Origin of the sequence: Bradyrhizobium genosp. SA-4 str. CB756, from assembly GCF_000473125.1 — a bacterium.
In the GTDB taxonomy this organism is placed as follows: Bacteria; Pseudomonadota; Alphaproteobacteria; order Rhizobiales; family Xanthobacteraceae; genus Bradyrhizobium; species Bradyrhizobium arachidis.
Window position 1 is genome coordinate 8,774,602 of record NZ_KI421499.1, and the last position, 15,889, is coordinate 8,790,490.

A 15,889-nucleotide genomic window follows, 5' to 3' on the forward strand; every position below is an offset into this window, starting at 1 on the left:
CAAAGGAGGCAAGGCGATGAATATCCAGTTCCGCGAGAACCAAGAAGCCGCTTCCCCCCTGACGACGAAAGCCGCGATCGCGGATTGCGACATCCATCCGGCCCGCGCCACCCGCACCGAGCTTTACCCGTATCTCGCCAAACGCTGGCAGCATCATCTCGAAATCTATGGCGTCCATGCCTATCAGGGCATGATGGAAGGCCCGCCCTATCCGAAAGCCCAGCCCAACGCCTCGCGCCGCGATGCCTATCCGCCGGAAGGCGGGCCGCAGGGCTCCTCGCTCTCCTTCATGCAGGAGCAATTGCTCGATCCCAACAATGTGCAGCTGGGCGTGCTCAATCCGCTCAACACCGGGCAGGGCATCCGCAATCACGAGCTTTCGGCCGCGCTGTGCTCGGCGATCAACGACTGGCAGATCGACAAATGGACCAGCAAGGACAAGCGACTGAAGGCGTCGATCGTCGTCGGCAATGAGGACGGCCTGTCGGCCGCCGCGGAAATCCGCGAGCGTGCCGGCGACAAGAATTTCGTGCAGGTTCTCTTACTCAGTCGCAACGTCGAGCCGCTCGGCCAGCGCCGCTATTGGCCGATCTACCAGGCCGCGGAAGAGGCCGGCCTTCCTGTCGGCGTGCACGCCTTCGGCTTCGGCGGCAACCCGATCACGCCGTCGGGCTGGCCGTCCTATTACATCGAGGAGATGGTGGGGCACTCGCAGTGCCAGCAATCGGCGCTGGCGAGCCTCGTGCTGGAAGGCGTGTTCGAACGCTTCCCCAAGCTGAAGATGGTGATGATCGAGGCCGGCTTCGGCTGGGCGCCGTCGCTGGCGTGGCGGCTCGACAAGGCCTGGCAGCGGCTGCGCAGTGAGGTGCCGCATGTGAAGCGGCCGCCGTCCGAATATATCCGCGAGCAGGTGTGGTGGACGACGCAGCCGATGGAGGATCCGGAGCGGCGCGAGGATCTGTTCGATGTCATCAAATGGATCGGTTGGGACCGGCTCTTGTTCGCGACTGACTATCCGCATTGGGATTATGACGAGCCGTCGCGCGTCTTGCCGGCGGGCGTGAGCGAAGCCAACCGCGAGGCGTTCTATCTCGGCAATGCCAAGAAGTTGTACGGGATTAATTGATGGCGCGGCATGTGATCGCCGCGGTCGATGAGCTTCCGCCCGGCACACGAAAATTTCTGGAGATCGACGGCCGGCCGATCGCGGTCTTCAACATCAAGGGCGAATATTTCGGCCTGATGAACCGGTGCCCGCATCAGGGCGCGGCGCTGTGCGAGGGTCCGCTGATCGGCCTCGCGCAGTCGAGCAATCCCGGCGAGATCGAATATACCAAGCTCGGCGAGATCATCCGCTGCCCCTGGCACGGCTGGGAGTTCGATATCCGCACCGGCCAGTCCTATTGCGACCCCCGCCGCTTCCGCGTGAAAGCGTATCCGACCCATGTCGAGCCCGGCGCGAGCGTGGTGAAGGGGCCGTATGTCGCCGAGACGATTCCGGTGAAGGTCGAGAGCGACTACGTGGTGGTGGAGCTGTAAGCGGCACCGACGGTGCGCCCCCTCGCCCCGTTCTACGGGGAGAGGGTTGGGGGGAGGGGCTTCCCTCCACACGTGCGGTCGTCGAGAGACCTGTACCCCCTCACCCGGATCGCAAGAGCGATCCGACCTCTCCCCGCAAGCGGGGAGAGGTGAAGACAGACCATCAATGCCCCGCAACCGGCTCCACCACCGGATCATATGTCGGCACCGTCTTGCCGCCGCCGCGATAGACGATCAGCGCGGCGATGATGCCGAGCACAGCCGCGAACATCAGCCAGGCGCCCGGCGCGGCCTTGTTGCCGGTCTGCTCGATCAGCCAGGTCGAGGCGAACGGTGTGAAGGTGCCAAACAGCGCGGCGGCGAGCGCGAAGGCCAGCGAGAAGCAGGTGGTGCGCACATGCGCCGGCACGATCTCGACCAGCGCGCCGAGCATGGTGCCGCTGTACATGCCGAAATAGAACGAGAACATCATCTCGACCGCGAGCAACTTGCCGAAGGTCGGCGCGGCCACCAGCCAGCTCAGCGCCGGATAGGCGGTGAGGAGCGAGAGGCTCGCGATGGCGAGCAGCACTGGCTTGCGGCCGATGCGGTCGGACAATGCGCCGCCGACCGGATTCCAGATGAAGTTGGTGACGGCGACGAGCAGCGTCACCAGCAGCGCATCCTGCGTCGACAGCTTCAGCACGGTCTTGCCGAAGGTCGGCGTGTAGACGGTGACGAAATAGAACGTCGTCGTGGTCAGGATCGCGATCATCATGCCGAGGATGACGATGCGCCAATTGGCGAGCGCGGAGGCGAACACCTCGCTCGCGGTCGGGTGCTTCTTCATCGCGAGGAACGCCGGCGTCTCTTCCAGCGTCCGCCGCAGGAAGAAGATCAAGGGAATGATCAGGCAGCCGACGAAGAAGGGAATGCGCCAGCCCCAGGACGCGACGGTATCGGCCGGCATCAGCTCGGAGAGGATGTAGCCGAGGATCGAGGCGACGAAGATCGCGACCTGCTGGCTCGACGACTGGAACGAAGTGTAGAAGCCGCGATTGCCTGGGGTCGAGATCTCCGCGAGATACACCGACACGCCGCCGAGCTCGACGCCGGCGGAAAAGCCCTGCAATAGGCGACCGATCAGCACGATGACAGGTGCCGCGATGCCGATGGTCGCATAGCTCGGGCAGAACGCGATCACGACGGTGCCGATGGCCATGATGCCGAGCGTGACGATCAGGCCCTGACGGCGGCCGATGCGGTCGATGTAGGCCCCCAGCACGATGGCGCCGACGGGCCGCATCAAGGCGCCGAGCCAGAACACGCCAAATGTGTTGAGCAGCGAGGCGGTCTCGTTGGTCGAGGGGAAGAACGCCTTGCCGATCGCAGCGGCATAGAAGCCGAACAGGAAGAAGTCGAACTGCTCGAGGAAATTGCCGCTAGTGGCGCGCAGGATCGCGCCGATGCGCGACTTGATTGCGGGCGGGTTGGTTGCTGGTCCAGCCATGGCGTTGCTCCCCTTCAAGACGGTGGCCGGACCGGAACTCATTTCACGGCAAGGCGACAGATTGATGCTGCGACAATCTGTCTTACCCCTTCCCGCGCGGGGCGCTGCGAGTCAATTGAATTTGCCGCGGAAGCCGATGATTTTTCAGGCCTTATTTTGCGTTGCAGCGACCAGCCATTGGCGAAAGGCGGCGAGCTTCGGTGCCTCGCGCCGGCCCAGCGGCGAGACCAGGTAGAAGCCGGCATCGGCCGGCAGCGCAATCCTGAACGGCACCACGAGCCGACCCTTGGCAATGTCATCCTGGACGTAGCTGGTTCGCCCCATCGCCACGCCCATGCCGTCGATCGCCGCCTGCACGGTCATGAAGGTCATGTCGAAGGTGAGGCCGGGCTGCTGCGAAATGTTGGTCGGCAGGCCTGCCGCCGTCAGCCATAGCCGCCAGTCGTCGGTGTTGTTGGTGGTGTGGAGCAGCACATGGTCCTTGAGATCCTCAACCACGTGCAGCGCCCGGTCGCCGCGCAGCAGTGATGGGCTGCACACCGGAAACAGCTCGTCCGCCATCAGCCAGTCCGCGCGCAGGCCCGGCCATTGGCCGCGGCCATAGCGGATCGCGGCATCGACATTGTCGCGCTGGAAGTCGACGAGGCTCGTCGATGTCGTGATCCGGACGTCGATGCCAGGGTGCTGCTCCTGGAAATCGGTCAGCCGCGGCAGCAACCATTTGGCGGCGAGCGAGGCCAGCGTCGAGACCGTCAGCACCTTGTCGTCGTCCTTGCGCAGCAGGCGGTCGGTGGCGAGGCGCAGGTCGTTGAAGGCGGCGCGGACGCCCGGCAGGTAGTCGCGGGCCTCCGGCGTCAGCGCCAGCGCGCGGTTCTGCCGGATGAACAGGCGGATGCCGAGCTCCTCCTCGAGCCTGCGGATCTGATGGCTGATCGCGGTCTGGGTCACGTTCAGCTCCGACGCCGCCAGCGTGAAGCTGAGATGGCGCGCGGCGGCCTCGAAGGCCCGCAATCCGTTCAGCGAGGGCAATCTGGCAGTCATCTGGCAGCAGGATGCATGACGTTATTTCATGCGAAAAGGTACAAATTGTCGTTTGTCGCAGCGCACCGGGAGGCAGATATTAGCGGTCAAGTTAGCTCAAGGAGCTGAACATGTCCACGTTGACCCACAATTCGATGACAAATCATCATGCACCCGGCCTGATCCAGCAGATCGGCGAGACGCTGCACGTCTGGCACGAGCGCTACCGGACCCGGCGCGAGCTTACCAACTGGACCGCCCGCGACCTTCACGATGTCGGGCTGTCGTGGTCCGATATTGCCTACGAGGCTGAGAAACCCTTCTGGCGGGCCTGATTGGCCGCCGGGCCGGCGCCGCCTGATCAGGGGCGCCGGCGGTCCCTTTCGCCTTTGGTCCCTTTGGGGGCATGTGTCATGAGCACCCTTCGCCTGGAAGACCTGAAGCAATATTCGGACACGCTGCGCACGCGCAACGGCGAGGTGGTCAACGTTCGCTTCGTTGAGCCGCGCGACACCGAGGAGCTTCAGCACTATTTCCGTTCGCTCACGACCCGCTCCCGCTACAACCGCTTCTTCGGCGCGATCAGCGAATTGCCGAAGGGCTTGCTGAGCGAATTCCTCGACGTTGGAGCGCGCGAACGATTCACCGTGGTCGCGACCAAGATGGTCGACGGTTTCGAGACCATTGTCGCCGAGGCCCGCTACGCCTTCCATACCGAGACCTCGACGCTCGAGTTCGGCCTGTCGGTGGACGATCGGTGGCAGGGCCACGGCATCGCCACCGCATTGATGAAGAATCTCGAATGCCGTGCTGCCGCACTCGGGGCCGAGCGCATGTTCGGCGACACGCTGCGCTCCAACGAGAGCATGATCGCGCTCGCGCGCAAATCCGGCTTCGCCTTCGTCAACCATCCCGACGACTGGAAGCTGGTGCGCTTCGACAAGGAGATCAACGTCGCGCCGAAGGACATTCCCTGCGCGAGCTGGCGCCTCGCCGCCCTTTCCCGTCAGGCCGATAGCCCCTCAGCCTCGGCCTGACACCACTCCGAGCCCGGCCTGGCCAAGCCAGCGCCGGGCATTTTTTTGTCCTTACGCAGCGCCGTCATTCGGTGAAATCGGTCGAGGTCGCGACCGAGCGCCATCCCGCCAGCTCCCGCGCCACGAAAGTGTTCTTGGCCTCGATCCGCTCCACGGTGTCGCTGCCGAGCGGCAGCCGCAGCGGCGGGTTCTTCGCATCGACCAGCTTCAGGAAGGCCTGCGCCAGCTTGCGCGGGTCGCCGCGCTGGCCGCCATTGACGTCGGCCGCATGCGCGCGGGTCCTGCCGACGCTCTCGTGATAATCGTCGATCACCTGCGCGGTGCGCGACAGCGAGCTGTCGTGGAGGAAGTCGGTGCGGAAGAAGCCCGGCTCGACCACGGTGACCTTGATGCCGAGCGGTGCGACTTCGCCCGCCAGCGCTTCGCTGATGCCTTCGACCGCGAACTTGGTCGCGCCATAGACGCCCCAGCCGGGATAGCCGGCGTAGCCGCCGACCGACGAGATGTTGATGACGTGGCCCGAGCGCTGGCGGCGCATATGCGGCAGCACCGCGCGGGTGACGCCGAGCAGGCCGAACACGTTCGTGCCGAACAGCTTTTGCGTTTCCGCGTCGCTGGCTTCCTCGATCGCGCCGAGCAGGCCGTAGCCGGCATTGTTGACGAGGATGTCGATGCGGCCGAACTTCTTCACGGCCTGGCCGGCGGCCTCATGCGCCTCGGCCTCGCTGGTGACGTCGAGCCGGGTCGCGAGCAGCCGCTCGTGGCTGCCGAGCCGGGCGGTGACGGTCGACGGATCGCGGGCGGTCGCGACCACGGCATCGCCGGCCTTCAAGGCTGCTTCTGCGATCAACGCGCCAAATCCGCGGGATGCTCCTGTGATGAACCAGACGCGCATGGTGTTGCCCTTTCCATTTGGGCCCGGCGATTGCCGAAGCCGATGGGCAAGGTGTAGCGGCTCGCCATAGCTGAGATAATCCGCTATATATTTGGTAATCTGTTGAGAAAAATTCATTAATGCGGATCGACCCGTCCGACCTCGCGACCTTCCTCGCCATCGCCCGCCACCGCAGTTTTCGCGCGGCGGCGACCGAGCTCGGCGTCACGCCATCGGCGCTGTCGCACGGCTTGCGCAATATCGAGGAGCGCCTCGGCCTGCGGCTGGTCAACCGCACCACCCGCAGCGTCGCGCTCACTGAGGCCGGCGAGCGCCTGTTCGCCCGCATCACGCCGGCCTTCCGCGATATCGACGACGCGCTGGAAGACCTCAACAATTTCCGCGGCAAGCCCGCCGGGACGCTGCGCTTTACCGCCGCGCGCCAGTCGGCGCAGCTCGTGCTGCTGCCGATCGTGACGCGCTTCCTGAATGAATTCCCCGACGTCAGCGTCGAGATCGTCATCAACGATGCCCTGATCGACATGGTCGCGGCCGGCTTCGATGCCGGCGTGCGTTTTGGTGAGACCATTGCCGCCGACATGATCCCGGTGCCGATCGGCCCGCGGCACCGTTTTGCGGTTGTCGGCGCGCCCGCCTTCTTCAAATCGCGCAAGGCGCCAAGCACGCCGCACGACCTGAAGGGCCTGCCCTGTATCCGCTACCGCTTCACGTCAGGTGCCCTCTATCACTGGGAGTTCGAGCGCGGCGGCATCGAGCTCGCCATCGACGTGACCGGCCCGCTCACGATGAACGACCAGGACCTGATGGTCGATGCCGCGCTCGATGGCATCGGCCTCGCCTACGTCTTCGAGCAGCAGGTCGAAGGGCTGCTGGCCAAGCGCAAGCTGGTGCGCGTGCTCGCCGACTGGTGCCCGGCCTATCCCGGCTTCTTCCTGTACTACCCCAGCCGTCGCCAATTGCCGGCCGCGCTACGGGCTTTCGTGGATTTTGCGCGGGTGCCCGCGAAGTAGCCCGGATGTCACGACTTGCAATCCCGTCATCCTGAGGTGCGAGACGCGCGACGCAGCGCGGCGCGCGGAGAGCCTCGAAGGATGAACGGCCCGGCTGCTCGTGACACGTCACTCGCAGCCACAGCCGGGCCGTCGCCCTTCGAGGGCCGCTGAAGAAGCGGCCACCTCAGGGTGACGGGTCAAAGATGTTGAGTGCTGCCTACTTCCCCGTGAACACCGCTTTCCGCTTCTCGATGAAGGCCTGCACCGCCTCCTTGTGATCGGCGGTCGTGGTCAGGCGGATCAGCCGTTCGGCCTCGTGATCCCTGGCGGTCTCGAAGTCGAACAGCAGGGCTTCGTCGAGATTATCCTTCATGTAGCGCAGCGCGAGGCGCGGGCCTTCGGCGAGCGATTTGGCCAGCGCGAAAGCTTCGGCCTGCAGCTTGTCGTCGGGCACGACGCGGTTGACGAGGCCGATTGTCTCGGCGCGCGCGGCATCGACGCGGTCGCCGGTGAACATCAATTCGCGCGCCCGCGCGGTGCCGACGAGGCGCGTGAGCAGCCAGGCGATGCCGTAATCGCCTGACAGCGCAACGCGCGCATAGCCGGTGGCGACGAAGGCCGATTCCGCGGCGATGCGGAGGTCGCAGGCCATGGCGATGGCGAGCCCGGCGCCGACCGCGGGGCCGGGCAGGGCGGCGATGGTCGGCTTGCGCACCGACACCAGCGCACCGGTGAGCAGCCGCTGCCGCTCCTGGAGATCGGCAACCTTGTCGTCGAACGACATTTCGAGCTTCTTCGGATCGCGATGCGCGCCCATGCCCTTGACGTTGCCGCCGGCGCAGAACGCCTCGCCCGCGCCGGTGAGCAGCAGCGCGCCGACGTCAGGGCTTTCGCCACAGGTCCGGATCATCGTGCGCAGCGCCGGCGTCAGCGTGTCCGACAGCGAATTGCGCGCATCCGGCCGGTTCAGCGTGATTACGGCGACGCGGTCGCGGATGACGCAGAGGAGTTCATTGGTGCCGGTGTCGATGGTGGTTTCGCTGCTCATTGTTCCTCCCTGCTCTCGTAGGGTGGGCAAAGCGCAGCGTGCCCACCATTGGTTCTTAAGTTCGAGATCGTGGGCACGGCGCTATGCGCCTTTGCCCACCCTACGGCAGCTTCTTCAAAACTTCTCCACCCAGGGCCGCAGCTCGATCTCCCAGCTCCAGGCGCTGCGCGGTTGCTGCAGCACGCTCCAATAGCTCTCCGCGATCGCATCGGGATCGAGCAGCGAATCCGGCTTGTCGGCCGGCTCGGCGTGCGCTGCACTCCTGATGCCGCCGTCGATGACGAAATGCGCGATGTGGATGCCCTGCGGCGACAATTCGCGCGCCATGCTCTGCGCGAGGCCGCGCAGCGCGAACTTGCCCATCGCGAACGGCGCCGACTGCGCATAGCCCTTGACGCTGGCGGACGCGCCCGTGAACAGGATCGCGCCGTGCTTGTTCGGCAGCATGCGTTTTGCCGCCTGCTGCGCCACCAGGAAGCCGCCATAGGCGCTGACCGCGATCGCGTTCGCGACCTCGGCCGGCACGAGGTCGACGAACGGACCGCGCGAGCGGCCAGAGGCATTGTAGACGACGAGGTCGGGCGTGCCGATCTCGCGTTCGACGAGGCCAAACAGGCGCTCGACCTCGTCGGGCTCGGTCGCGTTGCAGGCATAGGCCTTCGCGCCGGTCTCGGTGCAAAGCGCGCCCAGCTTCTCGACCTTGCGCGCGGCCAGCGCGACGCGAATGCCTTGCGCGGAGAGCAGGCGCGCCAGAGAGGCGCTCAAGCCTTCGCCGGCACCGACGATGAGGGCGATCTTGTATTTCGGATGTTCCATGGGTTGATCTCTCGGAGACGGGGTGCCGCTGATCTATGCATGGTCCACGCGGACAACCAGCCGGGTCAATCACAATTCCGCAGAGCGAATTGCTCCTTCACGGCGATCATGCCTCCCTGACATTTTGCGGCTTTATCCGCCTTTGCGATGGGAGCATGATCGACATCATCCAAAGCGGCAAGCGATAAGAATTGCCGCCGGGCGGAAACGAAGAGGACGATCATGCACAAGCCGGTCACAGCGCAGCCGAAACATGTCGCGGCCGAGCCATCGGGCCTGCTGGCGCCCGATACAACTGGCATGAATTTCTACCGCGCCGATCCTGCCTTGACGGATCTCTTGCGCATCCATCTGCCCGACATGCTATTCCGCCACATCGAGCCGCATCTCGATCGCCTTGGCGGGCTCGCCGGCGGCCATCTCGACGAATGCGCGCGGCTCGCCGACCGGCACACCCCGGTGCTGCACCAGCGCGACAAGTTCGGCTGCGACGTGCAGTGGATCGAATATCACCCGGCCTATCGCGAGCTGGAGAACGCCGCGTTCGGCGAGTTCGGCATCCACGCGCTCTCGATCGCTAAGGGCATCATGGGCTGGCCGGACAAATATCCTGTCGTCGCAAAACACGCCTTCACCTTCCTGTTCAACCAGACCGAATTCGGCATGGGCTGCCCGATCAACGTCACCGACGGCTGCGCCAAGTTGCTCGCCAATTTCGGTGACGATGCGCTGAAAGCGAAATATCTGGACGGCCTGACCTCGACCGATATGAGCAAGCTGACGCAGGGCGGCCAGTTCATGACCGAGAAGGAGGGCGGCTCCGACGTCGGCACGCTGACCACGCGTGCGGTGCAGGAGGGCGACCATTGGCGGCTCTATGGCGAGAAATGGTTCTGCTCGAATGCCGACGCCAAGGTCGTGATGCTGCTGGCGCGCCCGGAAGGCGCGGGCCCCGGCACGCGCGGCGTCGGCCTGTTCCTGATGCCGCGCTTCCTCGACGACGGCTCGCAGAACCATTACCGGATCGTGCGCCTGAAGGACAAGCTCGGCACCCGTTCGATGGCCTCGGGGGAGATCAAGCTCGAAGGCGCGATCGCCTATGCCGTCGGCAAGCTCGACCGCGGTTTCGTACAGATGGCCGAGATGGTGAACTCGTCGCGGCTCTCCAACGGTGTGAAGTCCACCGCGTTGATGCGCCGCGCCTATCATGACGCCATGACGGTGGCGAAGAACCGCGTGGTGTTCGGCAACCGCATCATCGACCTGCCGCTGGGACGGCGGCAGATGCTGAAGATCATGCTGCCGGTCGAGCAGGCGCTGTCGATGAGCTTTCTCACCGCTGACGCGCTCGACCGCGCGGAAGCCGGCAGCCAGGATGCGGCGGCGCTGCTGCGCATCCTGACACCGACATTGAAATTCCGCGCGACGCGCGATGCGCGAAAGGTCTGCGGCGATGCGCTCGAGATGCGCGGCGGCATCGGCTATATCGAGGAGTTCGCCACGCCGCGCCTGTTGCGCGATGCGCATCTCGGCTCGGTCTGGGAGGGGACCGGCAACATCGTCGCCATCGATGCGCTCCGTCGCGCGGTTGGCCGTCACGGTGCCGAATCGGCGCTCGCCGCGGATCTGCACGCGCGGCTCGATGATAGCGCCTCCGTGCCGCGGGCCTGGCGCGACAATTTGCGCGGGCTCACTGATCGTGCGGTCGGCTTCGCGCGCGAGGTCGCGGGCAAGTCGGAGAACGAGGCCGATGCGCGGCGCGCCACCAGCCTGCTCTATCATGTCGCAAGCGCGGTCGCGCTCGCCTGGGAGGCGCACCGCATCCACGCAATGCGCGGCGATGCACGCCGGCTGCTGCTGTCGCGCCTCGTCATCGACCATCGCGTGACGCCAAGCGATCCGTTCCGGCTGACGGAAAATGCGACGCAAGCGAAGATCGCGGCGCTGCTGCTCGGTGACCGCTCAGCCGGCATGAGTGAGGTTGGCGAACTGGTTCTGGCGGCGTAGGCTGCACGCCACGATCAAACAAAAAACGCGATAGGGAGTGCTCGATGAAGGCCGCCGTCCTCTATGAAGTCAACAAGCCTCTGGTGATCGAGGATGTCAGCCTGCCGAAACCCGGTCCGCGTGAGGTCCTGATCCGCACCGCGGTCGCCGGCCTCTGCCACTCCGACCTGCACTTCATGGAAGGCCTCTATCCGCATCCGCTGCCCGCGGTGCTCGGGCACGAGTCCGCCGGCATCGTCGAGCAGGTCGGCTCCGACGTCACCTATGTGAAGCCGGGCGATCACGTCGTCACGTGCCTGTCAGTGTTCTGCGGTACCTGCGACAATTGCACCACGGGCCGCACCGTGCTCTGCACCGACACCACGGTGAAGATGCTGCCGGGCGCGTCCAACCGGATGCAGTGGAACAGGGCGGAGAAGCTGAACCAGTTCCTCAATCTCTCGTCCTTCGCCGAGCAGATGCTGGTGCACGAGAACGCGATCGTCAAAATCAGGAAGGAAATGCCGCTCGATCTCGCCGCGCTGATCGGCTGCGGCGTCATCACCGGCTACGGCGCGGTGGTGAACACGGCGAAGGTGACGGCCGGCGAGACCGTGGCCGTGATCGGCTGCGGCGGCGTCGGCATGGCCGCGATCAACGGCGCGCAGATCGCCGGTGCTGGCCGCATCATCGCCATCGACACCAATCCGGCAAAGCTCCAGCTCGCGACCAAGCTCGGCGCCACCGACATCATCAATCCCGCCGACGGCGACGTCGTGAAGCAGGTGCGCGACCTCACCAATGGCGGCGTGCAACACTCCTTCGAGGTGCTCGGCCGCAAGGAAACCGCCGAGCAGGCCTTCGCCATGCTCGCTTCGGGCGGCACCGCCACCATCGTCGGCATGATCCCGTTCGGCCAGAAGATCGAGCTGCACGGCTTTGACTTCTTGCGCGAGCGCCGGATCCAGGGCTCCTCGATGGGCTCCAACCATTTCCGCGTCGACATGCCACGCCTGGTCGATTTCTATTTGCGCGGCCGGCTGCACCTCGAGGACTGGATCTCCGCCAAGCTGAAGCTCTCCGAGATCAACGAGGGCTTTGCCAACATGAAAGCGGGCAAGACGCTGCGTAGCGTGATCATGTTTGATAACTGAGCAACGGGCATTGTTCGTAGCCCGGATGGAGCGAAGCGCAATCTCCGCGATGACGGGCGGACCTAGTCATCAAACATCTTCGGCGGCACGAACCCGCCGAACTCGCGCTCGATCAGTTCGGCCAGTCTCAGGGGCGTGCGGTCCTCCAGCCACGGGCCGACGATCTGCACCCCGATCGGTAAGCCGTCCGGCGCGAAGCCCGTGGGGATTGCGGTCGAGGGCAGGCCTGGGAGCGTCGCGATGCCGGGCCAGGCGAGCTGGTCGGTATAGACGTGCTCCTTGCCGTCGATCTTGATCCGGCGCTGTTCCTGGTCCGGCGAATGGTCGTGCGGATAGGCGGCCGTCGGCATCACCGGGCAGATCACCGCGTCGAAGGTCTTGAAAAGCTCGCGCCATTGCGCGCGCAGCCGGGTGCGGCCGGCATTTGCCGCCACCCAGTCGCGATGGCTCAGCGCGATGCCGCGCAGCCGTTCGGCGGCGAGGCTGTTGTCGATTTCCGGCAGCGCCGCCGCGGCCGCCTTGGCGCCGGCATAGACATCGGGCGCAAAACTCGCGGCAAGGAACGACATCAGCATCCGCATATAGAGTCGCGATGACGCCGCGAAATCCGGCAGCAGCGGGCTGCTGCGCGCGATCTTCACGCCTGATTTGGCGAGATTGTCGGCAAGCGTGTTGATGGTCCCCCGCACGGCCGTGTCGGTCGGCAGCACCGGATCGGTGTCGATCACCAGCACGCGGAAATCCTTGAAAGACGTATGCCGCGCGGGCGGCAATTCGAGCCGGTAGGCGATGCCCGCTTCGATCGGATCGGGGCCGGCCATCACGTCGAGCACGAGTGACAGGTCGGTGGCGCTGCGCGCCATCGGGCCGATCACCGAGAGGTCGCGCTCAAACGGCAGTGGCGGCGCCGGCGGTGCGACATGCCCACGCACCGCAACGAGGTTGAAGGTCGGTTTGTGCGCATAGATGCCGCAATGGAACGCCGGCACGCGCAGCGAGCCACCGATGTCGGAGCCGATCGACAGCGGGCCATAGCCCGCTGCAAGCGCGGCCGACGAACCGCCGGAGGAGCCGCCGGGGGTGCGGCCGAGATCGTAGGGGTTGTTGGTGGTCCCGTAGATGTCGTTGTAGCTCTGCCAGTCGCTGAGCACGACCGGCACATTGGTCTTTCCGAGGACGATGGTGCCGGCGTCCTTTACGCGCGTGACCGGTAGGGCGTCTTCCTTGGCGATGAAATCCTTCTGCGCGGGAATGCCCCAGGTCGTCGGCAGGCCGGCGACGTTGTAGGATTCCTTCACCGTCATGGGCAGGCCGAGGAGCGGCTTGCGCTCGCCGCGTGCTAGCGCGGCGTCCGCCTCGCGCGCGGCGCTGATCGCGCGGTCAAAGTCCCGCACGCAGATCGCGTTGACCTTGCCGTCGTGCCGTTCGATGCGGTTGATTGCGTCCTGCGTGAGCTCGACTGCCGAGACCTTCTTTGCGGTCAACGCGGCCGACAGCTCGACCGCGCTCTTGTAGCTCCATTCCGATTTGGCCAAGGCATGCTCCTGCATTTCACTGACGGGATGATGCGCAGTTTGGCGGAAGGCCGCAACCGCCGTTTGATGGCGATTGATATGTCAGCAGCTGTCATCGCCCGCCCCAGTGCGCAATTGCGCACAAGGCCGGCGATGACACCGAGTGTGACGCGACCTACGCCGCCCCGATCAGGATCCCCACCGCGAGCACGATGGCGCCGCCGAGCACGATCTGGAATACGGCCTGGAGGAACGGCGTGTCCATGTAGCGCGAGCGGATGAAGGCGATCGCCCACAGCTCGAAGAACACGACGACGCAGGCGATCGCGGTTGCGATCCAGAATGCGTTGGCCCAGCTGTCGGGCACGAGATAGGGCGCGGTGTGGCCGAGGCCTCCGAGCGTGGTCATTGCGCCGCAGGTGATGCCGCGCAGCCAGGGCGAGCCGCGCCCCGTCAGCGAGCCGTCATCGGACAGCGCTTCGGCAAAGCCCATGCTGATGCCGGCGCCGATCGAGGCGGCAAGGCCGACCAGAAACGTCTGCCAGTTCTGGTGCGTGGCGAAGGCCGCCGCAAACAGCGGCGCCAGGGTCGAGACCGATCCGTCCATCAGGCCGGCGAGGCCCGGCTGCACATATTGCAGCACGAACATCCGCCGCCGCGTGCGATCTTCCTCGGCGCGCACGTCGGGCTTCAGGATCTCGTCGGTGAGTGCGACTGCGCGGTTCTCGTGGTGCTTCTCTTCCTCGGCGAGATCGCCGAGCAGGCGGCGTACGCCGACATCCTCGGCCTGCTCGGCGGCGCGCGCGTAGAAGCGCTCGGCCTCGAGCTCCATGGTCTCGACTTCTTTCCGGATCGTGTCGAGCGGAAGGTTCTTGGTCAGCCAGATCGGGCGCCGACGCAGAAAGCCTTTGACGTCCTCGCGGCGGATCGGCGGCAGATGCGGGCCGAACCGCTCCTCGTAAAGCTTGAGCAGCCGGTGCCGGTGGCCACGCTCTTCCTCGGCCATCTCCTCGAAGATTTTTGCCGTGTCTGGATAACGCTCGCGCAAATCCTCGGCGAACGTCATGTAGATGCGGCTGTCCTCCTCCTCGGAGGAGATCGCGACCGCAAGCACCTCGCGCTCGGTCAGGTCGGCAAAAGTCTTCACGACGGCCCGTTTCATTAGTTTAGAATAGTTCTAAACTATATAGGGCGCCGTGGTTCCCAGGTCAAATCAGGCCGTGCGGGCCTTTGCGAGGAAGTCGAGCAGCAACCTGCTGACCTCGCCCGGCCGCTCCTGCTGCACCCAATGGCCGGCGCCGTCGACGAGATGGCAGCCGAGCATCCTGGTGCAGCCCCGGCCCTGCATCGCCTCGAACACGCCGGGGCGCTGATAGGTGCCCCAATCCTGCTTGCCGGAGATGAAGCACGACGGCACGTCGATGCTGCGTCCTGAGAACAGCTGCATCTCCTTGTTGAGCATGCCCGACGTGCCATAGCGGTACCATTGCAGCCCGCCCTGGAATCCGGTGCGGCCGTATTCGGCGCTGTAATAAGCAAGGTCGCTGTCCGGCAGCCATCGGTTGGCGGCGATCGCGGCCAGCGAGGGCATCTCTTTCGCGACCGTCTCGGCCATGGTCTCGTTCAGATCCATCACATAGTAGGTCGGCAGTTTCGCCAGTTCATTCGCCGACCACGATTGCAGCGGGTAGGGCTTGTTGTCGGTCCAGTCCGCGCTCTTGTGATGATAATAGGCGCGCAGGAAATCGTGCACACCTTGCGGCGCGTGCTGCATGTCGTCGTTCGCGGGCCGTGTCGAATAGTACCATTGATAGTGCTTGCGCGGCCGTGGCAACGCGGCGAGCCCGCGATGCACGGGATCTTCCACGCCAGGCTTTGCCGGACCATCGACCGTATCGAACGGCAATGTCGGCGCGCCGCCGAACGGCGCACTCATCAGCGTCACCGATCGAAACACGTCGGGCCGGATCAGCGCGCACCACGCTGCGACCGGGCTGCCGAAATCATGCCCGGCAAGATCGACCTGTCTGTAGCCGAACGCCGCCACCAGGGCGAGCACATCGCGCACGAGGTTGAGGAGCGAGAACGGGGTGAGGTCGCCATCATAATCCGCGGTCCACCCTGTCGTGCGGCCATAGCCGCGCTGGTCCGGCGCGAGCACGTGATAACCCTCGGCAGCCAGCGCCGGCATCACCTTGCGCCAGGAGAAGGCAAGCTCGGGGAAGCCGTGCAGCAAGAGGATGCAGGGCCGCTCCTTGGTCTCGAAGCCGGCTTCCAGCACATGCATCCGCAAGCCGTTGATGCCGTCGACATGACGCGAGCGGATTCCGGCGGGGAGAGGGATGTCGGGGAGTGTTGTCATGGCTTTCTCCACCCGGGAGGAATCGTAGGGTGGGCAA

15 protein-coding genes are annotated in these 15,889 nt (G+C 65.3%); 7 read left to right on the forward strand and 8 right to left on the reverse strand.

The genetic code is table 11. The features are described from left to right. Positions 1 to 16: 16 nt before the first annotated feature. Positions 17 to 1,126, forward strand: a complete 1,110-nt coding sequence (locus BRAGE_RS0142280; RefSeq protein WP_027562045.1) for an amidohydrolase family protein — start codon at positions 17 to 19, stop codon at positions 1,124 to 1,126. Continuing rightward, positions 1,126 to 1,539 carry a Rieske (2Fe-2S) protein gene (locus tag BRAGE_RS0142285; RefSeq protein WP_027562046.1) on the forward strand — a complete coding sequence of 138 codons (414 nt, stop codon included), beginning with the start codon at positions 1,126 to 1,128 and terminating at the stop codon, positions 1,537 to 1,539. Before BRAGE_RS0142280 ends, BRAGE_RS0142285 begins: the two co-directional genes overlap by 1 nt. Positions 1,540 to 1,702: 163 nt before the next feature. Here BRAGE_RS0142285 and BRAGE_RS0142290 read toward each other — a convergent pair whose 3' ends face one another. Together BRAGE_RS0142290 and BRAGE_RS0142295 are read right to left on the reverse strand one after the other, a co-directional pair. Then, the gene (locus BRAGE_RS0142290) at positions 1,703 to 3,028 is read right to left on the reverse strand and encodes an MFS transporter (protein WP_027562047.1); all 1,326 of its coding nucleotides are present in this window, start codon (positions 3,026 to 3,028) and stop codon (positions 1,703 to 1,705) included. A 144-nt stretch (positions 3,029 to 3,172) separates the two neighbouring features. Continuing rightward, a complete protein-coding gene (locus BRAGE_RS0142295) occupies positions 3,173 to 4,069 on the reverse strand; it encodes a transcriptional regulator GcvA (protein ID WP_027562048.1) in 897 nt (298 codons plus the stop codon). A 110-nt stretch (positions 4,070 to 4,179) separates the two neighbouring features. Here BRAGE_RS0142295 and BRAGE_RS0142300 point away from each other — a divergent pair, with 110 nt between their 5' ends. After that, positions 4,180 to 4,383, forward strand: coding sequence for a DUF1127 domain-containing protein (locus BRAGE_RS0142300; RefSeq protein WP_027562049.1), 204 nt, complete (start codon positions 4,180 to 4,182; stop codon positions 4,381 to 4,383). A 78-nt stretch (positions 4,384 to 4,461) separates the two neighbouring features. Then, positions 4,462 to 5,085, forward strand: coding sequence for a GNAT family N-acetyltransferase (locus BRAGE_RS0142305; RefSeq protein ID WP_027562050.1), 624 nt, complete (start codon positions 4,462 to 4,464; stop codon positions 5,083 to 5,085). A gap of 64 nt (positions 5,086 to 5,149) precedes the next feature. On the opposite strand, the gene BRAGE_RS0142310 is transcribed toward BRAGE_RS0142305, so the two are convergent. Then, entirely contained in the window at positions 5,150 to 5,980 is an 831-nt protein-coding gene (locus BRAGE_RS0142310) for an oxidoreductase (protein WP_027562051.1), read from the reverse strand. A gap of 119 nt (positions 5,981 to 6,099) precedes the next feature. On the opposite strand from BRAGE_RS0142310, the gene BRAGE_RS0142315 reads away from it, so the two are divergent. Then, positions 6,100 to 6,990 (forward strand): LysR family transcriptional regulator, encoded by an 891-nt coding sequence (locus BRAGE_RS0142315; protein WP_027562052.1) that lies wholly within the window; start codon positions 6,100 to 6,102, stop codon positions 6,988 to 6,990. A 199-nt stretch (positions 6,991 to 7,189) separates the two neighbouring features. Here the strand turns inward: BRAGE_RS0142315 and BRAGE_RS0142320 are convergent, their stop codons facing one another. Both BRAGE_RS0142320 and BRAGE_RS0142325 read right to left on the reverse strand, forming a co-directional pair. Continuing rightward, complete coding sequence (locus BRAGE_RS0142320) at positions 7,190 to 8,020, reverse strand: enoyl-CoA hydratase (RefSeq protein WP_027562053.1); 831 nt, start codon at positions 8,018 to 8,020, stop codon at positions 7,190 to 7,192. A 114-nt stretch (positions 8,021 to 8,134) separates the two neighbouring features. Further along, the gene (locus BRAGE_RS0142325; RefSeq protein ID WP_027562054.1) at positions 8,135 to 8,836 is read right to left on the reverse strand and encodes an SDR family NAD(P)-dependent oxidoreductase; all 702 of its coding nucleotides are present in this window, start codon (positions 8,834 to 8,836) and stop codon (positions 8,135 to 8,137) included. 222 nt (positions 8,837 to 9,058) lie between these two features. On the opposite strand from BRAGE_RS0142325, the gene BRAGE_RS0142335 reads away from it, so the two are divergent. Both BRAGE_RS0142335 and BRAGE_RS0142340 read left to right on the forward strand, forming a co-directional pair. Then, positions 9,059 to 10,843, forward strand: coding sequence for an acyl-CoA dehydrogenase family protein (locus tag BRAGE_RS0142335; RefSeq protein WP_027562055.1), 1,785 nt, complete (start codon positions 9,059 to 9,061; stop codon positions 10,841 to 10,843). A 44-nt stretch (positions 10,844 to 10,887) separates the two neighbouring features. Next, on the forward strand, positions 10,888 to 11,976 hold the full coding sequence (locus BRAGE_RS0142340) for a Zn-dependent alcohol dehydrogenase (RefSeq protein WP_027562056.1): 1,089 nt from the start codon (positions 10,888 to 10,890) through the stop codon (positions 11,974 to 11,976). Between the two features lie 62 nt (positions 11,977 to 12,038). Here BRAGE_RS0142340 and BRAGE_RS0142345 read toward each other — a convergent pair whose 3' ends face one another. The 3 genes from BRAGE_RS0142345 to BRAGE_RS0142355 form a co-directional block, all read right to left on the reverse strand. After that, positions 12,039 to 13,511, reverse strand: a complete 1,473-nt coding sequence (locus tag BRAGE_RS0142345) for an amidase (protein ID WP_027562057.1) — start codon at positions 13,509 to 13,511, stop codon at positions 12,039 to 12,041. Positions 13,512 to 13,665: 154 nt separating this feature from the next. Continuing rightward, complete coding sequence (gene mbfA, locus BRAGE_RS0142350) at positions 13,666 to 14,637, reverse strand: iron exporter MbfA (RefSeq protein WP_027562058.1); 972 nt, start codon at positions 14,635 to 14,637, stop codon at positions 13,666 to 13,668. Positions 14,638 to 14,703: 66 nt separating this feature from the next. After that, positions 14,704 to 15,852, reverse strand: coding sequence for an alpha/beta hydrolase (locus BRAGE_RS0142355; protein WP_027562059.1), 1,149 nt, complete (start codon positions 15,850 to 15,852; stop codon positions 14,704 to 14,706). Positions 15,853 to 15,889 lie beyond the last annotated feature (37 nt).